Below are 22,608 nucleotides of genomic sequence, written 5' to 3' on the forward strand. Positions count from 1 at the left end.
TCAAGAAATTTTCGCTTGCGCAGAAATCTTAGCGCTGCGAGCGGATGCAGCGGAAAAATCAAAGGAACAGATAGGACTCAAACCAGACCTCAGAACCCCGCCGTACAAAAAAAGGCCGGGCCCTAAGGCCCGGCAGTCCAACAGGGAGGTGCATGTCATAACCCGGACATGCGCGGGTTGGGAGTAATCTAAAGATACCTACAGAGTATCACTTTGATCCAAGTCAATCCACCATAGTCAAGCAACGAGGCGATATCCGCCCGATTCTGTGACCAAAAGGCGCGCATTTGACGGGTCGGGTTCGATCTTCTGGCGCAAGCGATAGATGTGAGTTTCCAGCGTATGCGTCGTTACACCGGCATTGTAACCCCACACTTCATGCAGCAGAACATCGCGGGCAACAACACCATCGGTTGACCGGTAGAGGAACTTGAGAATGTTGGTCTCTTTCTCGGTCAGGCGGATCTTACGATCATCCTCGGTCATCAGCATTTTCATCGCGGGCTTGAACGTGTAGGGGCCTAGAACAAATACCGCATCCTCAGATTGTTCGTGTTGGCGCAGCTGGGCGCGAATGCGCGCCAGAAGGACCGGGAATTTAAATGGCTTGCTGACATAGTCATTCGCACCGGCATCCAGGCCAAGGATGGTGTCTGCGTCGCTGTCGTGTCCTGTCAGCATCAGAACCGGGCTTTTGACACCTTGCTTACGCATCAGGCGGCACAGCTCACGACCGTCGGTATCGGGCAGGCCCACATCTAAAATAACCAGATCATAAATCGCCTCGCGGGCGCGCTCCATTGCAGATTGACCATCGGACGCTTCGAACACGTCAAAATCCTCGGTCATCACGAGTTGTTCGCTAAGCGCCTCGCGCAGGTCTTCATCATCATCCACCAGCAGGATTTTCTTGAGCTGAGCCATGTCCGGTCCTCCTAAGCCTTTTCCATCACTTGCGTACGGAGAATGCAATCAGCAAGAGTTACTGCAACCGCCTCACGCCCTCGTGTCTGACGCAGAGGAAATGTTTCACATTTCCCGCCGATCAGGGTAGGAGAAGGTCATATCGTTATAGGGTAACACGCATGAGTCTCGTCCCCAACATAACCGAATTGCTGGCGCGGGCGCGGGCGGACCTGCGTATGGGCGTTCCCGTTGTTCTGACCGACGAGATGGGTTTGGGTGTTCTTGCGTTCGCAACAGAAACGCTGAGCCCACAGAGATTGGCCGATCTGCGCAGCTTGGGCGGGCAGCCTGTTGTGGCCATCACAGTTCGACGCGCCGAAACATTGAAGGCGCGCGCATATGACGGCGATCTGGCTCGGGTCGTCATTCCGGCAGATGCTGAACTCGGCTGGGTTCAGGCGGTGGCCGACCCGTCGGACGATCTGAACGCCCCCATGAAGGGCCCGCTGATGACCGAGCGGCAAGGAAGCGCAAATCTGCACCGCGTCGCCATTGCGCTGACCAAGTCGGCGCATCTGCTACCTGCTGTCGTAGTCATTCCAATAGATGGGGGTCGCGAATTTGCGACAACGCATGGTTTGACCCGCATTGACCATGCGTGCGCGGCACCGCATCTAACCGATCGTAGCGTCCTGCATCCAGTTGTAGCTGCGCGCCTACCGATGGAAGTGTCCGAAGCCGGTCGCCTACATGTATTCCGCCCGGAAGATGGCGGCGAGGAGCACTATGCGGTTGAAATCGGACGTCCGGATCGCAACATGCCCGTCCTCGCCCGACTGCATTCTGCCTGTTTCACCGGCGATCTGATGGGCAGCTTAAAATGTGACTGCGGCCCGCAGTTGCGCGGTGCCCTGGCCCAGATGGGGGTCGAAGGTGCCGGAGTTCTGCTGTATCTAAATCAGGAAGGGCGCGGTATCGGGCTTGCCAACAAGATGCGCGCCTATTTCCTGCAGGATCAGGGCTTTGATACGGTCGAGGCCAATCATCGGCTTGGTTTCGAAGATGACGAGCGGGATTTTCGGCTTGGATCGGACATCCTGAAGTCGCTGGGGTTCAGTTCGGTGCGCCTGTTGACCAACAACCCCGCAAAGATCGCAATGATGGAACGGACAGGCATCGCAGTGACCGAACGCGTTCCTTTGAAGGTTGGTGAAACCGACTTCAATCGCGCGTATCTGGCGACCAAAGCAGCGAAATCGGGCCATCTGTTGTGACACCAAACGATCTGGTTCTGACGCCGCGCGGTGTTCGTTTGCTTGGGCGCGTATTTCCCTGCGCCGTGGGCAAAGGTGGATTAACTCGAGCCAAGAAGGAAGGTGACGGTGCAACGCCATTGGGCCTGCACCATATCGTGGGAATGCTCTACCGTGCGGATCGAATGCCGCGCCCTGCGCCATGGGCGCGACCTATCGGACCGCGCGACTTATGGTCAGACGACGTTGAAGACATTGCCTATAACCATCTGGTTCACGCACCTTATGGCTACAGCCACGAAAATCTGCGCCGCGCCGATCCGTTATACGATTTGATACTAATCACCGACTGGAATTATCCCAATGCGATACCCGGTAAAGGGTCAGCTATATTCCTGCATCAATGGCGTAGGCCACGTTACCCGACCGAGGGCTGCATCGCGTTCCGACGCGATCATCTTCGGTGGATTGCCCAACAAATCGCACCGGGTACGCGGCTGATCATTCCAGAGGATTAACACGCGCGCCAAAAATGGCTGATCCAACGCGAACATGGGTCGCACCGAGCGCAATGGCGGATTCGAAATCACTGCTCATGCCCATTGATAGCCCATCCAACCCGTTCCGCTCGGCAAGTTTCGCCAGAAGCGCGAAATGCAACGCAGGCTCTTCGTCAACGGGCGGGATGCACATCAATCCGCGAACAGGAAGGTCAAGGGCGCGGCATTCGTTGATGAACGATTCCGCGTCTTCAGGAAGAACACCGGCCTTCTGATCCTCTTCGCCTGTATTGACCTGTATGAACAGGTCGGGGCACCTCCCCATTTCTTGCGCCAACCGTGCAAGTGCTTTTGCGAGCTTTGGCCGATCGACCGAGTGAATCGCGTCACAAAGTTCAATCGCCTGCCGCGCCTTGTTGGTTTGCAGCGGGCCAATCAGATGCAAGTCAACATCTGGAAAGCTTTCACGAAATGCGGGCCATTTACCGGCGGCCTCCTGCACACGATTCTCTCCGAAACACCGATGACCCTGCTGTAACACGGCTTCGACCCGGTCGTTGGGCTGAACCTTGGAAACCGCAATCAGTTGCACGGATCCTGCAGCACGTCCTGCCGCGGATTCAGCTTTGGCGATACGGTCAGAGATATCTTGCAGCGACATGGGGCCCCTCATTGTGCGTTTGCCGCAGCAAAACACCATGTTGGCGCAAAAGAAAAGGGCAGGTCCGAAGACCTGCCCTTAAACCTTACGGTTCAAATCAACTTAGAAGTTGAAGTTGACACCGAAGTCTGCGCGTACGCGGCCGTCTGCGTCACCAGCTTTGGTGTTGCCCAGACCACCTTTCAGCGACACACCGCCACCCAGGTCATGGATGAAGCCGATGCCGTACTGCTGGGTGTCACCGTCTGCGCTACCGTCACCGTAAGCGGCGGTCAGCGTGGTTGCCGCGCCCAGGTTGTAGGCCAACGAGAAACCATATGCAGTGCCGTTCAGGTCATCATCAGCAACGTCATCGTCTGCGACGAACAGAGTTGCGTTCAGATCACCGAAGTCACCACCCAGGGTCAGAACGGTCAGGCTGTCTTTGTCACCACCGAACGGTCTGTCGGTCTGACCATAGGCCAGAGCGGCAGTGATGTTGCCGAAGGTGTAAGTTGCACTGATGTCCCAGCGGTCGCCGCTGTCGGTGTCAGAACCGGCAGTTGCGGTTTCAGCAAAGGTTGCCTGGTCGTACGACGCGCCGAACGAGAAGTCGCCAACTGCGTACTGGAAGAACACAGCGTTCGAACCCGAACCGGTCGACGAGTAAGCCAGGAAGTCGTAGTTAACACCGGCATACTGACCGATGAAGAATTCCAGGCCAGGCTCGTTACCGTAGTAGTTTGCCAGGTTGTCGAACGAACCTGCGACGTTACCTGCGTCAACACGCAGACCGCCATAGATCACCGAGAAGCGAGCGCCGTTCAGACCAGCCGAACCTGCTTCGCCGTTACCGGCGTTTTCGTCAGCTTGCAGACGAACACGAGCCGAGAACTCAACGCCGCCATCGGTTTCCGCGGTGCCGTCGATGTTCAGACGGAAACGCGAGATCAGGATTGTGTTGTCGGTATCAACGCCAGAAGCGGTGCCACCACCAACTGCATCAACGGTGCCGGTACGGTCTTCCAGGTAACCAATACCAAAGCGGCCATAACCGCTGAACTTAACGTCGGCCGCGGCAACACTTGCGGTTGCGATCAGAGCGGTCGATGCGAAGAGAACTTTTTTCATCTTGTTTCCCTCGGTTTCAAAGATTTATCTACTCGACACATGCAAAGCACGCGTCTCAGCACGGACACCGTTTCGCTTTTTTTACCCCGGTTGCGCAAGCTTGGCATAAACGACTTGCCGTCATTCGGATTGAATTGGTGCAAGGATGCCACAGTCAAAATTCGGCCTAATCCTGCGGGCCACTCACGCCCATATGTAAAGAATGGGCTTGTTGCAGCATCGGTCCTTGTCTAGGAGTGGCATTCAAACAGTATAAATCAAGTAAACGGGACCTTCCAACGATGCGCCTGATAACGATTCTGGGTTTGATCATGGTAACGGCGACCGTCACGGCCTGTGGCCGTGGGCGACTACCTCCTGGGGACGCCAGTGTTTTGACCGTTGATGGCAGTTCGTCGGAAGAGCGGGAACTGAACGATCCGAATCGTTCGACGATCTGGGATATCTTTGGCCCGGACACTTCCGAGCAGGTTACTCAGGTGAATCGCTACCTCTGGGCGGCTTCGCTGGATGTCCTTAACTTCCTGCCTATTCAAGAGGTCGACCCGTTTACCGGTGTAATCGTAACGGGTTACGGAACACCGCCGGGCGGTGGGCGATCATATCGGGCAACAGTGCATATCAGTGATCCCGCGTTAGAGGCGCGGTCTCTGTCTGTAGCACTTCAGACCAGTGGTGGATCCCCGGTCAGTGCTGCAACCTCGCGCGCGGTCGAAGATGCGATCCTGTCCCGTGCACGTCAGCTACGCATTGCTGACAACAAGTTCTAGCAACCCGCCTAAAACCACATTATTACCACGCCGGGTTCCTACCCGGCGTTTTCATTCTTGAAGGACCGTACAATGTCGCGCTACTCGGCCAACGAAATCGAAGCAAAATGGCAAGAGGCCTGGGACAAAGCCGGGATTTTCACCGCCAACCATAAGACGGACAAGCCGAAATACTACGTGCTTGAAATGTTCCCCTACCCGTCAGGCCGCATCCATATGGGACATGTGCGAAACTACACGATGGGCGACGTGATCGCGCGGCACAAACTGGCGACGGGCCATAACGTGTTGCATCCGATGGGTTGGGATGCCTTTGGAATGCCTGCGGAAAACGCCGCGATGGCGATTGGAGGCCACCCCAAAGACTGGACTTATGGCAACATCGCCGACATGCGCGGGCAGATGAAGCCTCTGGGCCTGTCCATCGACTGGTCACGCGAGTTTGCCACCTGTGACCCGGAATATTACGGACAACAGCAGGCACTGTTTCTGGATATGCTCAAGGCCGGTCTGGTTTACCGCAAGAACGCCGTGGTGAACTGGGATCCGGTCGATATGACTGTTCTGGCCAATGAACAGGTGGAAAACGGGCGCGGCTGGCGCTCGGGCGCGCTGGTCGAGCGGCGCGAACTGACTCAGTGGTTCTTTAAGATATCCGACTATTCCGAAGAACTGCTTGAGGCGCTGGACACTCTGGACAACTGGCCCGCCAAAGTGCGCCTGATGCAAGAGAACTGGATCGGCAAGTCCCGCGGTTTGCAATTCGGATTTGAACGCACCGATAGAGGAGAGCCGATCACCGTCTATACGACTCGCCCCGACACGTTGCTGGGTGCGTCCTTTGTGGGCATTTCACCGGATCACCCGATTGCCAAGAAGCTTGAAGCCGAAAACCCTGAAGTAGCTGAATTCGTTGCGGAATGCCGCAAATTGGGTACGACTGAAGAGGCCATCGAGACCGCTGAAAAACTGGGTTATGACACCGGTATCAAGGTGAAACACCCGCTGGACCCGAATTGGGAGCTGCCGGTCTGGATCGCGAACTTCATCCTGATGGATTATGGCACCGGCGCAATCTTTGCCTGCCCGGCGCATGATCAGCGTGATTTGGACTTTTGCCGAAAATACGACCTGCCTGTCGTAGACACGTTCTTTGCATTGGATGATGGAACACCCGTCGACAAAATCGCATTCGTGCCGCCGAAAACCGAAAAAGTCCGCTGGGTGAATCACTTCGCAGGTCTCACCGAGGCCACGGGCGATGAGGCGATTAACGCCACCGTCGATTTCGCCGAAAAGGCTGGGTGGGGCGAGGGCGTCACCAAATACCGTCTGCGCGATTGGGGCCTAAGCCGCCAACGCTATTGGGGCTGCCCGATTCCCGTTGTGCATTGTGAAAAATGCGGCGTGGTGCCGGAGAAGCAGGAAAACCTGCCCGTCCGCCTGCCCGACGATGTCACTTTTGACAAACCAGGCAACCCGCTGGACCGTCATCCGACCTGGCGTGATTGTAATTGCCCGTCGTGCGGAGCCCCCGCGAAACGGGAAACCGACACGATGGACACATTCGTCGATTCGTCGTGGTATTTCGCCCGCTTCACAGCACCCCACGCCGAAACGCCAACCGATCTGGCCGAAGCCGAATACTGGATGAATGTCGATCAGTATATCGGAGGGATTGAACACGCGATACTGCACCTGCTCTATTCCCGTTTCTTTGCACGGGCGATGCAGATCACAGGCCACCTGCCCCAAAGTGCGATCGAGCCCTTTGACGCGCTATTCACCCAAGGCATGGTGACGCATGAGATTTATCAGACCCGTGATGACAACGGCCGCCCGGTCTATCACCTGCCCGAGGATGTGACCGACGGCAAACTGGCCGACGGCACCGAGGTTGAGATCATCCCCTCTGCCAAGATGTCAAAATCCAAAAAGAACGTGGTGGACCCGGTCAGCATCATCTCGGCCTTCGGCGCTGATACCGCGCGCTGGTTCGTTCTGTCCGATTCGCCACCTGAACGTGACGTGGAATGGACAGCCTCGGGCGCGGAAGCCGCGTTCAAACACCTGAGCCGTGTACATCGCATCGCCTCGGAAATCGCCGAGTCGAACCTTCCGGCCAACACCGAAGACGAAACCCTGCTGCGTGAGATGCACAAGGCGATCCACGATGTGTCGGGCGGCGTCGAATCCTTTGGTTTCAACGCCTCGATCGCCAAGCTTTACGCGTTCACCAACACATTGGCGAAGTCCAAAGCGGGCACATCAGCCAAGCGCCAAGCGGCCAAAACGCTGGCACAGCTGATGTCGCCGATGACCCCACACCTGTCCGAGGAGCTGTGGCAGATGCTGGGTGGTGAAGGGTTGGTCGCAACCGCAACATGGCCTGTGGCTGATGAGGCCATGTTGGTTGACGAAACCGTCACCCTGCCGATCCAGATCAACGGCAAGCGCCGTGCTGAAATCAGCGTGGCGAAAGATCTCGATAAGGCAGAGGTTGAAAAAATCGCTCTCAGCACCGAAGCTGTGCAAAAGGCGCTGGATGGAGCCGCGCCGAAGAAAGTGATCGTTGTACCTGGCCGGATCGTAAATGTCGTCGTTTGATCGAAGAACCGTATTGCTGATGCCGCTGGCGCTTGCCGCTTGCGGGTTCGAGCCCGTTTATGCGCCCGGAGGTTCAGGGGCAGCATTGAACGGGACGGTCGAAGTGTCGGCACCGAATACGGTCGAGAGTTTTCTGCTTGTCCAAAATTTGGAACGCCAGTTGGGTCGCAGTGTGACCTCGGGCAACGCGTATCAACTGGATGTTGGGGTGTCGACAGTCACCCGCAGGGCTTCGATCACCACAGCGAATGAGACCAATCGCTATACCATCGACGGGAACGCCACATACGCGCTGAAATCCAACGCGACCGGGCAGATCCTTGCGTCGGGCAATGTCGCCGATTTCGTCGGTTACTCTGCTGCGGGTTCAACCGTGTCCACGCTGGCGGATGAACGTGATGCGATCGAGCGCTTGATGGTGATTCTATCCGATCAGATCATGAATCGCCTTTATGCAACACCGGGCCTGTCCGCATGAAGCTGAGCCCGCGCGAGGCAGAAGGGTATTTCGCCAAGCCAAACGCGGACAAAGCCGGATTGCTGATCTACGGGGCGGATCCGATGCGCGTTGCCCTGAAACGTCAACAGGTACTGGCTGCATTGCTGGGACCGGGCGCCGAAGAGGAAATGCGCCTGACCCGCATCTCGGGAACCGACCTGCGCAGCGATCCGGCCCGGTTGCTGGACGCAGTAAAGGCAGTTGGGTTCTTTCCCGGCCCACGCGCGGTTTTTGTCGAAGACGCCACCGATGTGGCGGCATCCGCGATACTGGCAACCTTGGAAGACTGGGATCATGGCGACGCGCAGGTCATAGTCACGGCAGGGCAACTCAAACCCAGTTCAAAAATCCGCAAAGCGTTTGAGGCGAATCCGGCAGTTTTTGCGGTTGGTATCTATGATGACCCGCCCTCGCGCGCAGAGGTGGAGCGGATCCTAAAACAGGCCGGGTTGCAGAATATTCCGCGCGATTCGATGTCGGCGATCAGCGAACTTGCTTTGGCGCTAAGCCCCGGAGATTTCACACAAACCGTTGAGAAGCTATCTCTTTACAAGCGAGGCGACCTGACGATCGAAGATATCGAGGCTTGCGCGCCGCGTTCCACCGAAGCCGCGCTGGATGATGTATTGAACGTCGTCGCCGAAGGCCGGGCTCAGGAAATCGGGCCTTTGATCCGGCGGTTGCAGGCGCAAGGCACCAACGGCGTCACCCTTTGTATTGGTGCGACGCGGCATTTTCGGACCCTCTATGCCTGCGCTTCTGATCCGGGTGGCGCGACGCAGGGAATCGGTAAATTGCGCCCTCCGGTCTATGGCAAACGGCGTGACCTGATCTTGCGGCAAGCGCAGGGTTGGGGCGCGCAGAAACTACAAACCGCATTAACAGTGCTGACTGATACGGACCTGTCGTTGCGGTCGGCAGGTCAGACCGCGCCCGCCATGGCGTTGGTGGAACGGGCCATGATCCGCCTGGCTATGCTGGCCCGATCGGGCTGAAGCCTAGCGCTCCAACCACTTTACTGCCGACCGCCCGGCCCAACGTCCGGTCGCCAGGCAGGCGGTTAGTAGATAGCCTCCGGTTGGGGCTTCCCAATCCAGCATCTCACCCGCACAGAATACACCCGGCAAAGTGGTCAGCATCAAGCCGCTGTCCAGAGCGCCGCGTTCAACACCGCCAGCGGTCGAGATCGCCTCATCTATCGGGCGCAGACCGGCGTGACGGACGGGCAAGTTTTTTAGCGCATCGACCCATTGCGATTGCGTCAATGCACGGCCCTTGGTCATCTCGTGAAACAGAGCAATCTTTTGCGAGGGCAAGCGCAGGCCATTCTTCAGCCAATGTGACAGGGTCGCTTTGGCCTTCTTCGCGTCCAGTCGCGCCTGCAGCGCATCAACCGTGATATCTGGGACCAAATCCAAATAAAGTGGCAGGTCCTTCCTTAGCGCCGGCGTCAGGGAATACAAACCTCCACCTTCCAGGCCTCTCGCGGAAATCGTGGCTTCACCTCGGCTTTCTTGCCCACCCGTCATCCAGCGAACTGATTTGAGGGCCGCACCGAAATGAGGCGGCATATACGGGCTCCAATCAACAGACAGCGCCGAATTTGCGGGGGCAAACGACGCCAGGGCGGCACCTTTGTCTGTAAGAAATCGCGCCCAAACACCATCCGAGCCCAGCCGCGCCCAGCTGGCACCGCCCAGCGCCAAAACCGTCGCATCGGGTGCACAAAGTTGCTCGCCATCGGGTGTGTCGAACACCAGGTCGCCCTCGCGCCAACCCCGCCAGCGCCAGCGCGTTCTTATCTGGACACCCGTTTGATCCAGACGCGTCAACCACGCCCGCAACAGGGGTGAGGCCTTCATGGCCGTCGGGAACACGCGGCCGGTTGAGCCCGTAAACACCTGTTGATCCAGTCCTGCGGCCCAGGCCATGATTGCTCGGGCGTCGAACGCGCGGATCATTGGGCTTAGCCAGTCCTCAGCATCCCCATAAGCGCTCATAAGCGTATCAAACGGTTCGTCTTTGGTCAGGTTCAAGCCAGATTTCCCCGCCATCAGGAATTTGCGCGCGACCGAGGGTTTGGCTTCGGCCACAAGAACCTGATGCCCTGCGTCGGCAAGCTGTTCGGCTGCCATTAGCCCCGCCGGTCCTGCCCCAATGACAATGGTTCGTGCCATTGTGTCCCTCTTGCCCTGCGCCCGATTCAGCGCGAAATTATGTCATGGCAAATTCCGATCCGATCTGCCCGCTCTGCGACCGCCCGATCCCCGAAGGCCGCGGCAGCCTGCACCATCTGATCCCAAAGCTCAAAGGAGGCAAGGGCGGGCCTACCGTTTTGTTGCATCAGATCTGCCACAAAGAGATCCACGCAACACTGACCGAGGCTGAACTTGCGCGCGACTTCAACTCTGTCGATGCGCTCCGCACACACCCGAGGCTTCGGAAGTTTCTGGACTGGGTGCGCAAACGCCCTCCGGAGTTTCATTCCAGGGTACCGGGTAAACGGCGCGGTCGTTGATCAGGTCGGAAGCCACGGATCGCCGAAGGCATCCTTTTGCGGGTCGGCCAACCCTTCGACTTCGGCCCCCAGATAATCCGGCACCGGCGCAAACCGGGCATTCGGGATATGTTGGAATTCCAGCGTGGTATAAGGGCGCTTCCACAACCACTCACGATTCTCGACCGCCCAAAGATCGGGATTGGGGGATTTATCCGCAGTGAACGCATAGAAATGCAGATCAAACCCATAAGGTTCGACATCCTGCATGGACAGCAATGACAGTCCCATGGATTGGCAGAACGCATCCTCGGCAGCGATATCTCCGGTCCGTAAGGTAATCTGGCCGATGCAGGCTTTGGCAAATGGGGCGTCCGGGCTGGCTGCACCAACCGGTCGGTTGCCTTCAAAATCATGCTGCAGAAGCTCGATCCCAAAACCCTCGGGGTCATTCAGATGGCACATATAGCCGATATCCAGAAACTGACCCGGAGCGCTGACCGGGACATCCTTCTGACGAAGGTCATCCACCGCAAGATCAACATCGGGCAGCGTGATCCCGATTTTCCAGTATCGCTGTCCGCGATCGTGGTGGTACCCACCTCCGCCCGGCATCAACAACAAATCGGCATCCCGACCGGGATATCCCACGCGCCGATTGGCCCCTTCGATCTGAACAGACATGCCAAGCGCCTCGCGATAGAATGCCGCCAACGCATCCGGGTCCGCCACCCGCAATCGGAGCGCAGCCATCCTCATGGGCATAATCCGGCAATACCCGCTGCAATCGTCGGGTCCGCAGCAAGACTGTCTGCGACAAGCGCATGTGCAGTTGGCATCAACTGTTCCGGTTCGACCACGCGATCAACCAGCCCGAAGGCACAAGCTTCTTCTGCGGATATCTTTTGCCCTGCCATCAAGATCATTTTGGTTCGAGATGGACCAATCAGCGCCGCCATGCGTTTCGGATCAGAGGGTTGGGGCAAAAAACCAAGCTTCATAACCGGGTAAAAAAACTTGGCCGAAGGAACAGCAATGCGCAGGTCACAGGCCAGAACCATCCCGTTGGCCCCGCCCGCCAGAGTGCCGTTTAGCGCAGCCACCGTCAGGCAGGGCAACGCGGCTATCGCACCGGACAGTTGTTCCCAAAGGTCCGAGGTTGCAAGACCCACCCGCGCCTCATCAAGGTCAGCGCCTGCGCTGAATACGCGCCCCGCACCGGTCAGGATCAATGCGCGCGCTTCGGTCGCCGTCTCGGCAATGCGGACCAGTTCAACCAGCATGGCCGAGGTCAGCGCATTGGCCTTCTCAGGGTTGTTCAGCGTGACCGTCCACAACCCATCATCCTGTGTCAGATCGATCACGTCAGCCCGATCCGTTTGCGAATGTCTTCATTGCGCAATGATATTTCGGTTCCTAAAAACTCATCCGCATCAGCCGAACACATCCACATCAGCGCCCTTGCGGGCCAGTCGGCGGGGATGTGATCGTCCCAATCCAGCTGGCTGACCGGGTTGATGCCGCTGGCCTTGATCACCCGCTGCATGTCTGTGGCCACGGTACCTGGCGACAGACCCATGGTACGGATGCCGTGATGCGCCTCTTCAAGATGCAGGCATTCTGTCAGCATCCTGGCCCCGGCCTTGGACGCGCAATAGTGGCTCCAGGCTTCGACCGGATTAGACGCAGCACCTGACGAGACGGTGAGTACCGTCCCACCACCTGCTGCCCGCATGATGGGCAGGGCAGCGCGCATTCCGTAAAAAACACCTTTCAGGTTGATGTCGATCGCACGGCTCCATGCCTGTGTATCCGCATTCGACAGATGAAAGATTGGATCAATCACGCCTGCATTACCGATCAACACATCCAGCGCGCCAAACTGATCGATGCAATCGGCGACCGTCTGCTCGACCTGCGCAAAATCGCTGACATCACAGGCCAGTGCGATGACGTTTTCACCCAGCGCCGCCGCCAGCGCCTCGATCTGGTCACGGCTGCGCGCGACCAAAGCCACATTGGCCCCGGCTGCGGCAAAAACGCGCCCGGCCTCTGCCCCGATACCCCGGCTGGCGCCTGTGATCAGTACGGTTTTTCCTTGCATATGCATCGTTTAAATCCCAGCATTTGAAATTGTCTTAACTCGTACCCTGCAAATGGGGAATTGGTCTACCCCTTCCCCCTTGACGCTGACCGCCACAGGCACGACGATGCGCGCAAATTTATCAAGAAGGGTTCTATTATGACTGTTTTCCTTCGCCGTGGCTGTTGTGCAGCTTTGGCCTATGCGGTTGCTACAACCGGCGCCTTTGCAGATGTGACCGCCAATGATGTCTGGGCCGATTGGCAGGCTTATCTGGGTGGGATGGGCTACAACGTGTCCGGTGAACAAAGCGTGTCGGGCGACGTGACCACCATATCGAACATGACAATGGCCATGGCAATTCCGGAAACCGAAGGCACCTTCGATATGGTCATCCCGGAAATGACACTCACCGAGAATGGCGACGGTACTGTCAACATCGGCCTCCCTGCCAGCTTTCCCATGACGATTTCGGGTGAGGCTGAGGGCGAAACTTTTTCGGCTGATCTGGTGTATTCCCACGACGCATTGGAAATGGTCGTGTCGGGCACGCCCAAAAACATGACTTATGACTATTCGGCGAACAGCGTGAATCTGGCAATGGATTCGATGGAGTTCGACGGTGAAACCGTATCGAGCGACATGTTGGCTCTGAATGTCAATATGAACGAGATTGCCGGTTCATCCCAGATGGAAGTCGGTGAAAAACGCGATATCGCGCAGCAGTTCACCGCCGGCAGCCTGTCCTATGACGTCGCTTTCAACGAACCTGACAGCGAAGATACGGGCCGGATCAGCGGCAAGCTGGACGACCTAAATTTTGAAGGCGATACGATCATCCCGCCCGGATTAGACGTATCCAATATTCAGGACATTTATAAGGCCGGATTTGCCGCATCAGGGATCTTCACCTACGCCTCGGGCAGCACCGAAATGGCAGGAACTTCGGAAGGTGAAGCGTTCTCGCTCAGCAGCAGTTCCGAAGGTGGCACCTTCACCGGCAGCATCGACGCCCAGCGCCTTGTCTACGATCTTGCACAGAACAGCACCAAACTGGCCGTCACCACTGCCGATCTTCCGTTCCCGATCGAAGTGGCAATGGCCAATGCCGGGTTGAAGTTCGAGTTCCCAGTTCAGGCCTCAGAAGAAATTCAACCCTTTGGCTTTGGCATGAACCTGACGGATTTCACCATGTCCGACGTATTGTGGAGCATGTTTGATCCTGCCGGTTCCCTGCCCCGCGATCCAGCGACAATCGCGCTTGATGCAACCGGCACTGCCAAAGTTCTGGTTGATTTCATGGACCCCGAAGCCGTCGAAGAGCTTGAGTTATCTGATGCAGCTCCGGGTGAGCTGCATTCGTTGAAGATCAGCAAGTTGCTTGTGTCGCTAGTCGGTGCCCAACTGACCGGCGATGGCGACTTCTCATTCGACAATTCCAACACGGAAGAATTTGATGGCCTGCCCACCCCTTCTGGTGTTGCCAACCTGAAACTTGTTGGGGCCAACGCACTGCTGGACAAGCTGATTGGCATGGGATTTGTCTCAGAGAATGACGCTCTTGGCGCACGTATGATGATGGGTTTGATGGCTGTTCCGGGTGAAGAACCGGACACGTTGAATTCGAAAATCGAATTCACCGAAGACGGACAGATCCTGGCCAACGGTCAGCGTATCAAGTGATGAACACTTCCGGAAAGGCTGCATTCGCGGCCTTTCCTGTCTGCGGCACATAACGCTATTGTGCTGCAGGCCTTGCGGGACGGACGGTCCGAGGCTAGGTCCAGTACTACCAGACCGGAGGCCTCATGACACGAACACCTCAGAACATCAGTGACGAACTGCTGGATGCTGCACGCAAGGCAGGCGCCGAGGCAGCAGATGCCATTGTTATTGATGGATCATCCGTTTCGGTCGAGGTGCGCGGTGGTGCGCTGGAACATGCCGAACGCTCGGAAGCGGTCGATCTGGGGCTGCGGGTTTTTCTGGGTAAACGACAGGCGATTGTATCGAGTTCAGACAGTCGTGCTGAAACGCTCAAAGCGATGGCTGAACGGGCCGTTGCAATGGCCCGGGAAGCACCGGAAGATCCGTTCACCGGTTTGGCTGCACCCGAGCAATTGGCCACCAACTGGGATCTGGACGCGCTAGAGCTGTTTGACCCGACACCTGAACCCACTGCAGACGCGTTGATGCAGGATGCGCTGACCGCCGAGGCCGCAGCGCTGGACGTCGCTGGCATTTCTCAGGTTTCCGACGCTGCAGCCTCGTATGGCACCCACTGTGTTCATCTTGCGGCGACAAACGGCTTTTCAGGCGGCTACATGCGCAGCAGCCGATCAACCTCATGTGTCGCAATTTCCGGTGAAGGCACGGGAATGGAGCGCGATTATGATGGCGACGGCCGAACCTTTCAGTCCGACCTTCGCAGCCCATCCGAAATTGGCCGCACGGCTGCGGAGCGCGCCGTTGGACTTGTTGGGGCACGCAAGCCCCAAACCGGTAGTTTCCCCGTGGTTTTTGACGAACGTATCTCTTCGTCACTGATCGGTCATCTGCTGGCGGCCAGTAATGGGGCCGCGATTGCGCGTGGTGCATCGTGGCTGAAGGAAAACTTGGGTGAGCAGGTGCTACCGGCGCACATATCGCTGATTGAGGACCCGCATCGCCCGCGCATATCAGGCTCACGTCCTTTTGATGCTGAAGGGCTGGCAACCCGTCGCAGGGCTATAATCGAAGATGGCGTGCTGACCGGATGGACGCTGGACCTGTCCAGCGCCCGCAAACTAGAAATGAAATCCACCGGGAACGCAGCGCGCGGTGTATCTGGGCCACCTTCGCCAAGCAACTGGAACCTTAGCCTGACGCAGGGCGATAAAACCCGTGCGGAGCTTCTACGCGACATGGGGACCGGGCTGTTGGTGACCTCTATGATCGGATCAACCATCAATCCGAACACCGGCGACTATTCCCGTGGCGCATCCGGTTTTTGGGTGGAAAACGGTGAGATCACGCATCCGGTCAACGAATGCACCATCGCAGGTAATCTTCGCGACATGCTGTTGCGGATCATTCCGGCGAACGATGCGCGGACGTATCTTTCGCGCGTTGTGCCGTCGCTGTTGATCGAAGGAATGACACTTGCCGGCAACTGACCTGTCCCTGTTGATCGACGCAGCGCTTGAAGCCGGAAAGATCGCCACGCGCTATTCGGGCCCTCAGGCACAGCGCTGGGACAAGCCCGAAGGCGCTGGCCCGGTGACCGAGGCCGATCTAGCGGTCAACGCGATGCTCGAGCGTGATCTGCAAGCCGCTCGACCTGATTATGGCTGGCTCAGTGAAGAGACCGAGGATACCCCCGATCGTCTAACCCGCGACCGGGTATTCATTGTCGACCCCATCGACGGCACCCGGAGTTTCGCCGAAGGGTCGCGCACTTGGGCCCATTCGCTCGCCGTAGCCGAGCACGGAGAGGTTACGGCAGCTGTTATCTATCTGCCATTGCGCGATCTGCTTTATGCGGCCGCAAGGGCACAAGGTGCCACATTAAACGGATCAGCAATCCAAGTTTCAAAGCATACATACCTGCCCGACGCCGAGATTCTGGCCGCAAAACCCAATCTTGATCCACGCCACTGGCAATCCGGAAGTGCCCCTAAGTTTCGCCGTGTATATCGCCCATCACTGGCCTATCGGATGGCGCTGGTGGCACAAGGACGGTTTGACGGAATGCTGACACTGCGCCCCAGTTGGGAGTGGGATATCGCCGCAGGCGATCTGATCCTGCGCGAGGCGGGTGGGGTATGCACAGATCGGTCGGGGCAACCTCTGCGCTTCAACAATGCCCGTCCTCGCCTGAATGGTGTCGTAGCGGCGGGTTCCGACATACACGCCAGCCTTTGCGCCCAACTTGATCCGAAAGGTGTCGGCATTTCGGCATGAGCAAACCGCGATCTCTCAGCCTGGCGGCCTATCGTGTCCTGTCCTGGGGCGTGCCGCACAGTCCAAGCCAGTCGGACACAACGCGCCCCGACGGCGAAGTTTTGTGGGTGCATGTCAGCTCGCCATACCGGCTGCGCGCCGTTGATGATTTTTGCCACCGCCTGATGTCCGCCCGACCAGGCCTGTCGCTGCTCCTCACAGCGCCACCCGATGCCAACCTTGAGGACTGGGAGGTAGGCAGCGTTCCGATCTTGAAGCTGCCAGCTGAACATACCGGGGCTGCACGTGCTTTTTGGGATCATTGGCGCCCCGACATGGGGCTTTGGTTCGGAGGCGGGCTGATGCCAAACATCATTACCCGCGCGCAGGAACGATCAATTCCGCTAATCCTGCTGGAAGCACTGGTTGAGGTTAAGACCGCGCGAGGTGGGCGTTGGTTGCCTGATATCACCCGATATACACTTGATTGCTTTACGACGATCCTTACCACAAATGATGACATTGCGCGTCAAATCCGAAGGCTGGGCGTCAACTCTGCAAAAATCTCGGTTGAGCCTCCTCTTCACATCAGCCCGAATCCACCCCCCTGGCCTGAGGATGAGTTGATCGAAACCAACCATGTAATGGCGGGACGACCGGTTTGGTTGGCTGCTTGGGTTCAGGCCAAGGAGTTCATCTCGGTTCTCAGTGCACATCGTCAGGCGCTGCGACTGTTACCGCGCCTGGCCTTAGTGCTGCATGTGGCGGATATATCCGAGGCCGCGCCATTGTACCAACGGCTAGAATCTATGGATCTGCGATGCGCCAACTGGGATGAAGGCCATGCCATTGAGGATACTACACAGGTCATCCTGACCGCCGAACCCAAAGATCTGGGCCTTTGGCACCGTGTGTCAGCAGTTTCATTCATGGGCAGTTCGTTGGAGCGCGGCGCGGGTGGGCATGATCCGTTGACTGCGGTGGCATTGGGTTCTGCCGTAATCCACGGCCCGCACGTCAGCAAGTATCGCGGCCTTTATGATAGGCTGAACCAGGCTAAGGCCGCGCTAACCATAAAATCCGCAACAGAGCTGGGTGATGGTGTTGTCGAACTGTTGGCGCCTGACCGTACCGCTGACATGGCTTTGGCCGGGTGGCAGATTGTCACCGAAGGTGCGCCACAGGCCGACCAACTGATCGAAATGGTGCAAGACACACTGGACCGGCGGAGAGCCCACGATGCGCGCCCCTGATTTCTGGAACTCGGACCCCGATCGCCTTGACCTGCGCGCCCGGTTGCTGGCACCGCTCGGTCTCATCTATGCCGCTGCAACGGCGCGCCGCGTGGCAGGTGGGCAAGGCATTTCACCGGGCGTGCCGGTGATATGCGTCGGCAATCTGAACGCCGGTGGCACGGGCAAGACACCCACGGTGATCTGGGTGCTGGACTACCTGAGGGGTATTTGGCACCAGCCTCATGTCGTAACCCGCGGCCACGGTGGTTCGCTTGAGGGTCCGGTGCATGTTGATCCCCAAAAACACACGGCCGCACAGGTGGGGGACGAGCCACTTTTACTCGCCGCCTTCGGTGATGTCTGGGTCGCCAAAGATCGCGCCGCTGGGGCACAAGCCGCGGCAGCGGCAGGTGCAACTGCGATTGTTCTGGATGACGGGTTTCAGAACCCAGCCGTCGAAAAGGACTTTTCGATTATCGTGGTGGATGCCGCGCGCGGGTTTGGCAACGGCCTGTGTCTTCCCGCGGGACCGTTACGGGAACCCGTGAGCGCAGGGTTGAAACGGGCTGATCTAGTGCTTTCACTTGGGGATGCCCAAGCACAATCATCATTCGCTGATAGATGGGGCCACGCCCTGACGCTCGCCCACGTCACAGGTGAAGTGAGCCCGCTACAAACCGGCATGGACTGGAGCAACACGCCCGTTCTGGCCTTTGCTGGCATCGGATACCCCGAGAAGTTTTTTGAGACTCTGCGGCAGCAAGGCGCCAAATTACTGCGGGCCGAGGCCTTGGACGACCATCAACCGCTGACCTCTGCGTTGGTGACCCGATTGGAAAGCGACGCCAAAGCGCTCGGCGCGCAATTGGTTACGACCGAGAAGGACGCCGTGCGCTTACCCGCCAAATTCCGAAGCAAAGTTCTGACTTTACCGGTTCGGTTGCGGATCAATCAGGATGACAAAGTCAAAGAGATGTTGGCACAGGTCGCGCCCTCGCCCTGATTGGCTGGACAGCCCGAATGCAGGCTGACCCCAAAAAGGCTTAGCTGCCCAATTCGTCCTCGATCAGCTTCTTGAAATCGTCATAGGACTGGTTATCAACCTTTTTGCCATTCACGATGAACGATGGCGTCGCCTGGATTCCATCACGTTCGGCATTTTCCTGATACCAGGCCACCAGAGTTTGCGCCCGGGTTCCATCCTGCAAACAGGCCTCAAGTTGATCATTGTCGACGCCCGCAAGACGACCGATCTTGCGCAGTTCATCAACGATTTCAGCAGGACCGCCGGCGCGGGTCCATTCGGACTGGCCTTCATAGATTAGGTCGGTGATGCCAAAGAACTTCTCAGGTCCGGCACAGCGCGCCACCATCGACGCCCACAGGCCATAGCGGTCAAAAAACACTTCGCGATAGGTGAACTTGACCTTACCGGTATCGATGAAATCCTTCTTGAGCTGCTTATACGCGCCGGTGTGAAAATTCGCACAATGCGGACAGGTGTACGAGGCATATTCAATGATCTCGACCGGCGCATCCTGGGCACCCTGTACCATTTCGACGATGGTCGACGTATCTAGATCAGCCTCCTGCGCCTCTGCAACACCGATCAGCGGGTTGGATGGGGTGATCTTACTTGACTGGGTCAGCCAATAGCCACCAGCCGCCACGGCGACAGCCGCACAAATTACAGTTGCAATCCGGCTCATTCCTCAGCCCTTTCTTAGCGTTTCTGTCTGGATAGAACATTGCGGCCAAGACGTTCAAGGGCCGCACGTAAATCTTCATCATGAACCGCACGCGACACTTTGTCGGCCTCGGCTGCCAACTCCGGTGCAATCGCAGGTTTTGCAGGTTTCGGTTTATGGTCGAAACTGGCCTGTCCTTCAGCAAATCCGGTCGGAGCGGTCTGGGTAATACGAATGCGATTGATCGCGTTATACCCATAGACCGCGTTCACCTTGTCGCGCAGCTGCTCTTTCTGCATCTCCAGAATCGGCGCCTGCGGTCCGGTGGTCAGCACCGTCAGCGTCGCGCCAAAGCCACCTTTGGCGTAGCCCACATTCACTGGCCGGGCGATCGCTGCGATGTCCTGCCCCACAATCTCGGCCCAATGGGTCAACAGGCGCGAAACGGCAAAGCCCCGGCTTTCCCCAGCCTGCCTGATCCGCTCATTCAGCAAAGTCGCGGTGCGCTTGAACCCGCGGGTCGAGGAACGTCTGCGTTGCATCTGGTTTCCAACTCCTGCCCAGCTATTGTAATAGGCTGAGACCCGGACGCCAGTGAAACCCGACAGGGAGATACTTAAAACTTGCGTGACTGCACTGAAATTGACCTGAGCCAGGCGTTGCTGGAGTGGTACGACCGCCATTCGCGCGAAATGCCATGGCGCATAGGCCCGGCGGATCGCGCGATTGGCGTGATGCCTGATCCTTATCGGGTCTGGTTGTCCGAAGTAATGCTGCAGCAAACCACAGTTGCAGCTGTTCGGGAGTATTTCCTGCGGTTTACTGCGCGCTGGCCCACGGTCGAAGCGTTGGCGGCTGCAGAAGACGAACAGGTCATGGGTGAGTGGGCTGGGTTGGGATATTACGCTCGCGCCCGCAACCTGCTGAAATGCGCGCGCGTCGTGGCATCCGAGCACAACGGACAATTCCCCGACCGATACGATGCACTGCTCGCATTGCCGGGCATCGGCCCATATACGGCAGCAGCCATCGCTGCCATTGCATTTGATCAGCCCGAAACCGTTTTGGACGGCAATGTCGAACGGGTCATGGCCCGACTCTATGACATTCACGAGCCCCTACCCGGCTCAAAACCCAAGCTGAAGGAAAAGGCGGCAGCGCTGACCCCACCGCGCCGACCCGGAGATTATGCGCAGGCGGTCATGGATCTGGGCGCAACAATCTGCACACCGAAATCACCGGCCTGCGGCATTTGTCCCTTATACGCTCCCTGTCTTGCGCGGGCGGCTGGCACACATACGGAACTACCTCGGAAGACACCCAAGAAACCTAAACCCACGCGGATGGGCCACGTCTACATCGCCCAACGCAATGACGGCGCGATGCTGATGGAACGCCGACCCAACAAAGGTCTGTTGGGCGGGATGCTGGGCTGGCCAGGCTCGGACTGGTCCGACACGCCATCAGAAACCCCGCCTTTCCCAGCACCATGGCGCGAAATACCGGGCGAAGTGAGACACACATTCACCCATTTTCACCTTATCCTGCGCATTTGGGCAGCAGAGCTGCCGACTGGAACCGGCCCGAACGGCCTGATAATCCTGGGCAAACATCAGTTTAGACCCGGCGATCTTCCCACGGTTATGCGCAAGGCTTTTGACCTCTGGCGTGGCCAATAGACCGCTGTGCAAAACCAGGTGATCGGTCTACTGTTCCAGCGACGTTTTGGAGCCTCAATTTGATCGCATCTGACACCTTGTCCCGCTGGCAATCTGCCCTTCCCTTCTGGGTTTCATACCTGCTTATCCCACTGATATGGATAACGACAGTTGCGGGCGGTTGGTGGGTCCTGCTTGTGCCTCTCTCTACCTGGTGGGCCTTTGCCGTGCTTGACCGGCTGACAGGCCTCAATCTGGCGAACGCCGACCCAGATACTCCGGATGCTGACCTGCATTGGTATATCTGGCTGACCAAAGCCTGGGCACCTGTGCAAATCCTCACACTTTATGGGCTGATCTGGTATACGACCCGCGCCGCTGATCTGACCTCGGCGGAAAAGATCGGCATTTTCTTCGGAATGGGCGTCATTTCAGGCACCATCGGGATCAACTACAGCCATGAATTGATGCACCAGAAAGGCAAGCTGGAACGTTGGCTGGGCGATGCCCTGTTGGCAATGGTCCTTTACTCTCATTTCCGGTCTGAACATCTGTTGGTCCATCACCGCCATGTCGGCACGCCCCGTGACCCGGTAACAGCACGCTACAACGAGGGCTTCCACAGGTTCTATCCGCGCGTCCTGCGCCAAAGCCTGATTTCCGCGTTCTGGGCAGAAAAGGAAAAACTGGCCCGCAAAGACCGTCCATGGACCGACCCGGCAAACCCCTTCTGGCGATATTGGGCCCTGCAAGGTGCTATGCTGATTCTAGCGCTTCTGATCGGCGGATGGGCCGGCCTGGGCTTGTTCCTGGTGCAGGCAGGTACTGCGATCTGGCAACTTGAGCTGGTCAATTATGTCGAACATTATGGCCTGACACGCAAACATCTGGGTGACGGTAAATACGAACATGTGCGCCCGTGTCACTCGTGGAACGCGTCACAAAAGGCATCCAACTGGCTGCTGATCAACCTCCAACGCCACTCGGATCACCACTACAAGCCAAATCGCCGGTTCCCCTTGCTGCAACATCATTCGCCGGACGCCGCCCCCCAACTGCCATATGGATATCCGGTCATGACAATCGCCGCCATGATCCCGCCCTTGTGGCGGCGCATCATGAACCCTAAGGTCCGCGCCTGGCGACGGCAGTATTACCCCGAAATCACCAACTGGCAGCCCTACAACGACGCGCAAACCCCTTGGCCCCGCGCCTGACTG

Annotated in this window: 23 protein-coding genes; 14 read left to right on the top strand and 9 right to left on the bottom strand. The window is 57.8% G+C overall.

The genetic code is table 11. From position 1 onward, the window contains the following. Positions 1-237: 237 nt before the first annotated feature. Entirely contained in the window at positions 238-924 is a 687-nt protein-coding gene (locus tag Q1B46_RS12310; protein WP_008756096.1) for a response regulator transcription factor, read from the bottom strand. Positions 925-1,085: 161 nt separating this feature from the next. Here Q1B46_RS12310 and ribA point away from each other — a divergent pair, with 161 nt between their 5' ends. Together ribA and Q1B46_RS12320 are read left to right on the top strand one after the other, a co-directional pair. Next, positions 1,086-2,180: a GTP cyclohydrolase II gene (ribA, locus tag Q1B46_RS12315; RefSeq protein ID WP_299948352.1), complete on the top strand. Its 1,095-nt coding sequence runs from the start codon at positions 1,086-1,088 to the stop codon at positions 2,178-2,180. Continuing rightward, complete coding sequence (locus Q1B46_RS12320) at positions 2,177-2,677, top strand: L,D-transpeptidase family protein (protein WP_299948354.1); 501 nt, start codon at positions 2,177-2,179, stop codon at positions 2,675-2,677. Before ribA ends, Q1B46_RS12320 begins: the two co-directional genes overlap by 4 nt. Here Q1B46_RS12320 and Q1B46_RS12325 read toward each other — a convergent pair. Together Q1B46_RS12325 and Q1B46_RS12330 are read right to left on the bottom strand one after the other, a co-directional pair. Continuing rightward, positions 2,661-3,320: a YggS family pyridoxal phosphate-dependent enzyme gene (locus tag Q1B46_RS12325; RefSeq protein WP_299948356.1), complete on the bottom strand. Its 660-nt coding sequence runs from the start codon at positions 3,318-3,320 to the stop codon at positions 2,661-2,663. The genes Q1B46_RS12320 and Q1B46_RS12325 overlap by 17 nt on opposite strands. Before the next feature lie 102 nt (positions 3,321-3,422). Next, positions 3,423-4,430 carry a porin gene (locus Q1B46_RS12330; RefSeq protein ID WP_299948358.1) on the bottom strand — a complete coding sequence of 336 codons (1,008 nt, stop codon included), beginning with the start codon at positions 4,428-4,430 and terminating at the stop codon, positions 3,423-3,425. Positions 4,431-4,711: 281 nt separating this feature from the next. Between Q1B46_RS12330 and Q1B46_RS12335 the strand changes: the two genes are divergently transcribed. The 4 genes from Q1B46_RS12335 (at position 4,712) to holA (ending at position 9,301) form a co-directional block, all read left to right on the top strand. Next, entirely contained in the window at positions 4,712-5,200 is a 489-nt protein-coding gene (locus tag Q1B46_RS12335; RefSeq protein WP_299664321.1) for a DUF3576 domain-containing protein, read from the top strand. Positions 5,201-5,272: 72 nt separating this feature from the next. Next, complete coding sequence (gene leuS / locus Q1B46_RS12340; protein ID WP_299948360.1) at positions 5,273-7,807, top strand: leucine--tRNA ligase; 2,535 nt, start codon at positions 5,273-5,275, stop codon at positions 7,805-7,807. Continuing rightward, positions 7,794-8,285 (top strand): LPS assembly lipoprotein LptE, encoded by a 492-nt coding sequence (gene lptE / locus Q1B46_RS12345; RefSeq protein WP_299948362.1) that lies wholly within the window; start codon positions 7,794-7,796, stop codon positions 8,283-8,285. Before leuS ends, lptE begins: the two co-directional genes overlap by 14 nt. Continuing rightward, positions 8,282-9,301: a DNA polymerase III subunit delta gene (gene holA, locus Q1B46_RS12350; RefSeq protein WP_299948364.1), complete on the top strand. Its 1,020-nt coding sequence runs from the start codon at positions 8,282-8,284 to the stop codon at positions 9,299-9,301. The genes lptE and holA overlap by 4 nt, the downstream gene beginning before the upstream one ends. 3 nt (positions 9,302-9,304) lie before the next feature. On the opposite strand, the gene Q1B46_RS12355 is transcribed toward holA, so the two are convergent. Beyond that, entirely contained in the window at positions 9,305-10,483 is a 1,179-nt protein-coding gene (locus Q1B46_RS12355) for a TIGR03862 family flavoprotein (RefSeq protein WP_299948366.1), read from the bottom strand. Positions 10,484-10,527: 44 nt separating this feature from the next. Between Q1B46_RS12355 and Q1B46_RS12360 the strand changes: the two genes are divergently transcribed. Further along, positions 10,528-10,824 carry an HNH endonuclease gene (locus tag Q1B46_RS12360; RefSeq protein ID WP_299948368.1) on the top strand — a complete coding sequence of 99 codons (297 nt, stop codon included), beginning with the start codon at positions 10,528-10,530 and terminating at the stop codon, positions 10,822-10,824. Here Q1B46_RS12360 and Q1B46_RS12365 read toward each other — a convergent pair whose 3' ends face one another. Genes Q1B46_RS12365 through Q1B46_RS12375 form a run of 3 tightly spaced genes read right to left on the bottom strand, consistent with a single transcriptional unit; the run spans position 10,825 to position 12,913 of the window. After that, positions 10,825-11,562, bottom strand: coding sequence for a VOC family protein (locus Q1B46_RS12365; protein WP_299948370.1), 738 nt, complete (start codon positions 11,560-11,562; stop codon positions 10,825-10,827). Further along, on the bottom strand, positions 11,559-12,167 hold the full coding sequence (locus Q1B46_RS12370; protein WP_299948371.1) for an enoyl-CoA hydratase/isomerase family protein: 609 nt from the start codon (positions 12,165-12,167) through the stop codon (positions 11,559-11,561). Before Q1B46_RS12370 ends, Q1B46_RS12365 begins: the two co-directional genes overlap by 4 nt. Next, complete coding sequence (locus Q1B46_RS12375; protein WP_299948373.1) at positions 12,164-12,913, bottom strand: SDR family oxidoreductase; 750 nt, start codon at positions 12,911-12,913, stop codon at positions 12,164-12,166. The genes Q1B46_RS12370 and Q1B46_RS12375 overlap by 4 nt, the downstream gene beginning before the upstream one ends. Positions 12,914-13,045: 132 nt before the next feature. Between Q1B46_RS12375 and Q1B46_RS12380 the strand changes: the two genes are divergently transcribed. The 5 genes from Q1B46_RS12380 (at position 13,046) to lpxK (ending at position 19,045) form a co-directional block, all read left to right on the top strand. Beyond that, on the top strand, positions 13,046-14,569 hold the full coding sequence (locus Q1B46_RS12380; RefSeq protein ID WP_299948375.1) for a DUF2125 domain-containing protein: 1,524 nt from the start codon (positions 13,046-13,048) through the stop codon (positions 14,567-14,569). Between the two features lie 125 nt (positions 14,570-14,694). Beyond that, on the top strand, positions 14,695-16,041 hold the full coding sequence (locus tag Q1B46_RS12385; RefSeq protein WP_299948377.1) for a TldD/PmbA family protein: 1,347 nt from the start codon (positions 14,695-14,697) through the stop codon (positions 16,039-16,041). Continuing rightward, positions 16,028-16,828 (top strand): 3'(2'),5'-bisphosphate nucleotidase CysQ, encoded by an 801-nt coding sequence (locus Q1B46_RS12390; RefSeq protein WP_299948379.1) that lies wholly within the window; start codon positions 16,028-16,030, stop codon positions 16,826-16,828. Before Q1B46_RS12385 ends, Q1B46_RS12390 begins: the two co-directional genes overlap by 14 nt. Further along, positions 16,825-18,060 carry a glycosyltransferase N-terminal domain-containing protein gene (locus tag Q1B46_RS12395; RefSeq protein WP_299948381.1) on the top strand — a complete coding sequence of 412 codons (1,236 nt, stop codon included), beginning with the start codon at positions 16,825-16,827 and terminating at the stop codon, positions 18,058-18,060. Before Q1B46_RS12390 ends, Q1B46_RS12395 begins: the two co-directional genes overlap by 4 nt. Further along, positions 18,047-19,045, top strand: coding sequence for a tetraacyldisaccharide 4'-kinase (lpxK, locus tag Q1B46_RS12400; protein ID WP_299948383.1), 999 nt, complete (start codon positions 18,047-18,049; stop codon positions 19,043-19,045). Before Q1B46_RS12395 ends, lpxK begins: the two co-directional genes overlap by 14 nt. A gap of 40 nt (positions 19,046-19,085) precedes the next feature. On the opposite strand, the gene Q1B46_RS12405 is transcribed toward lpxK, so the two are convergent. After that, complete coding sequence (locus Q1B46_RS12405; protein ID WP_299948385.1) at positions 19,086-19,751, bottom strand: DsbA family protein; 666 nt, start codon at positions 19,749-19,751, stop codon at positions 19,086-19,088. A 14-nt stretch (positions 19,752-19,765) separates the two neighbouring features. Further along, complete coding sequence (locus tag Q1B46_RS12410; RefSeq protein ID WP_299948387.1) at positions 19,766-20,272, bottom strand: DciA family protein; 507 nt, start codon at positions 20,270-20,272, stop codon at positions 19,766-19,768. 81 nt (positions 20,273-20,353) lie between these two features. Here Q1B46_RS12410 and mutY point away from each other — a divergent pair, with 81 nt between their 5' ends. Both mutY and Q1B46_RS12420 read left to right on the top strand, forming a co-directional pair. Further along, complete coding sequence (gene mutY / locus Q1B46_RS12415) at positions 20,354-21,409, top strand: A/G-specific adenine glycosylase (protein ID WP_299948389.1); 1,056 nt, start codon at positions 20,354-20,356, stop codon at positions 21,407-21,409. Positions 21,410-21,468: 59 nt separating this feature from the next. Further along, positions 21,469-22,605: an alkane 1-monooxygenase gene (locus Q1B46_RS12420; protein ID WP_299948390.1), complete on the top strand. Its 1,137-nt coding sequence runs from the start codon at positions 21,469-21,471 to the stop codon at positions 22,603-22,605. Positions 22,606-22,608: the final 3 nt, after the last annotated feature.

This window comes from uncultured Ruegeria sp. (assembly GCF_947500045.1).
Taxonomy (GTDB): domain Bacteria; phylum Pseudomonadota; class Alphaproteobacteria; order Rhodobacterales; family Rhodobacteraceae; genus Ruegeria.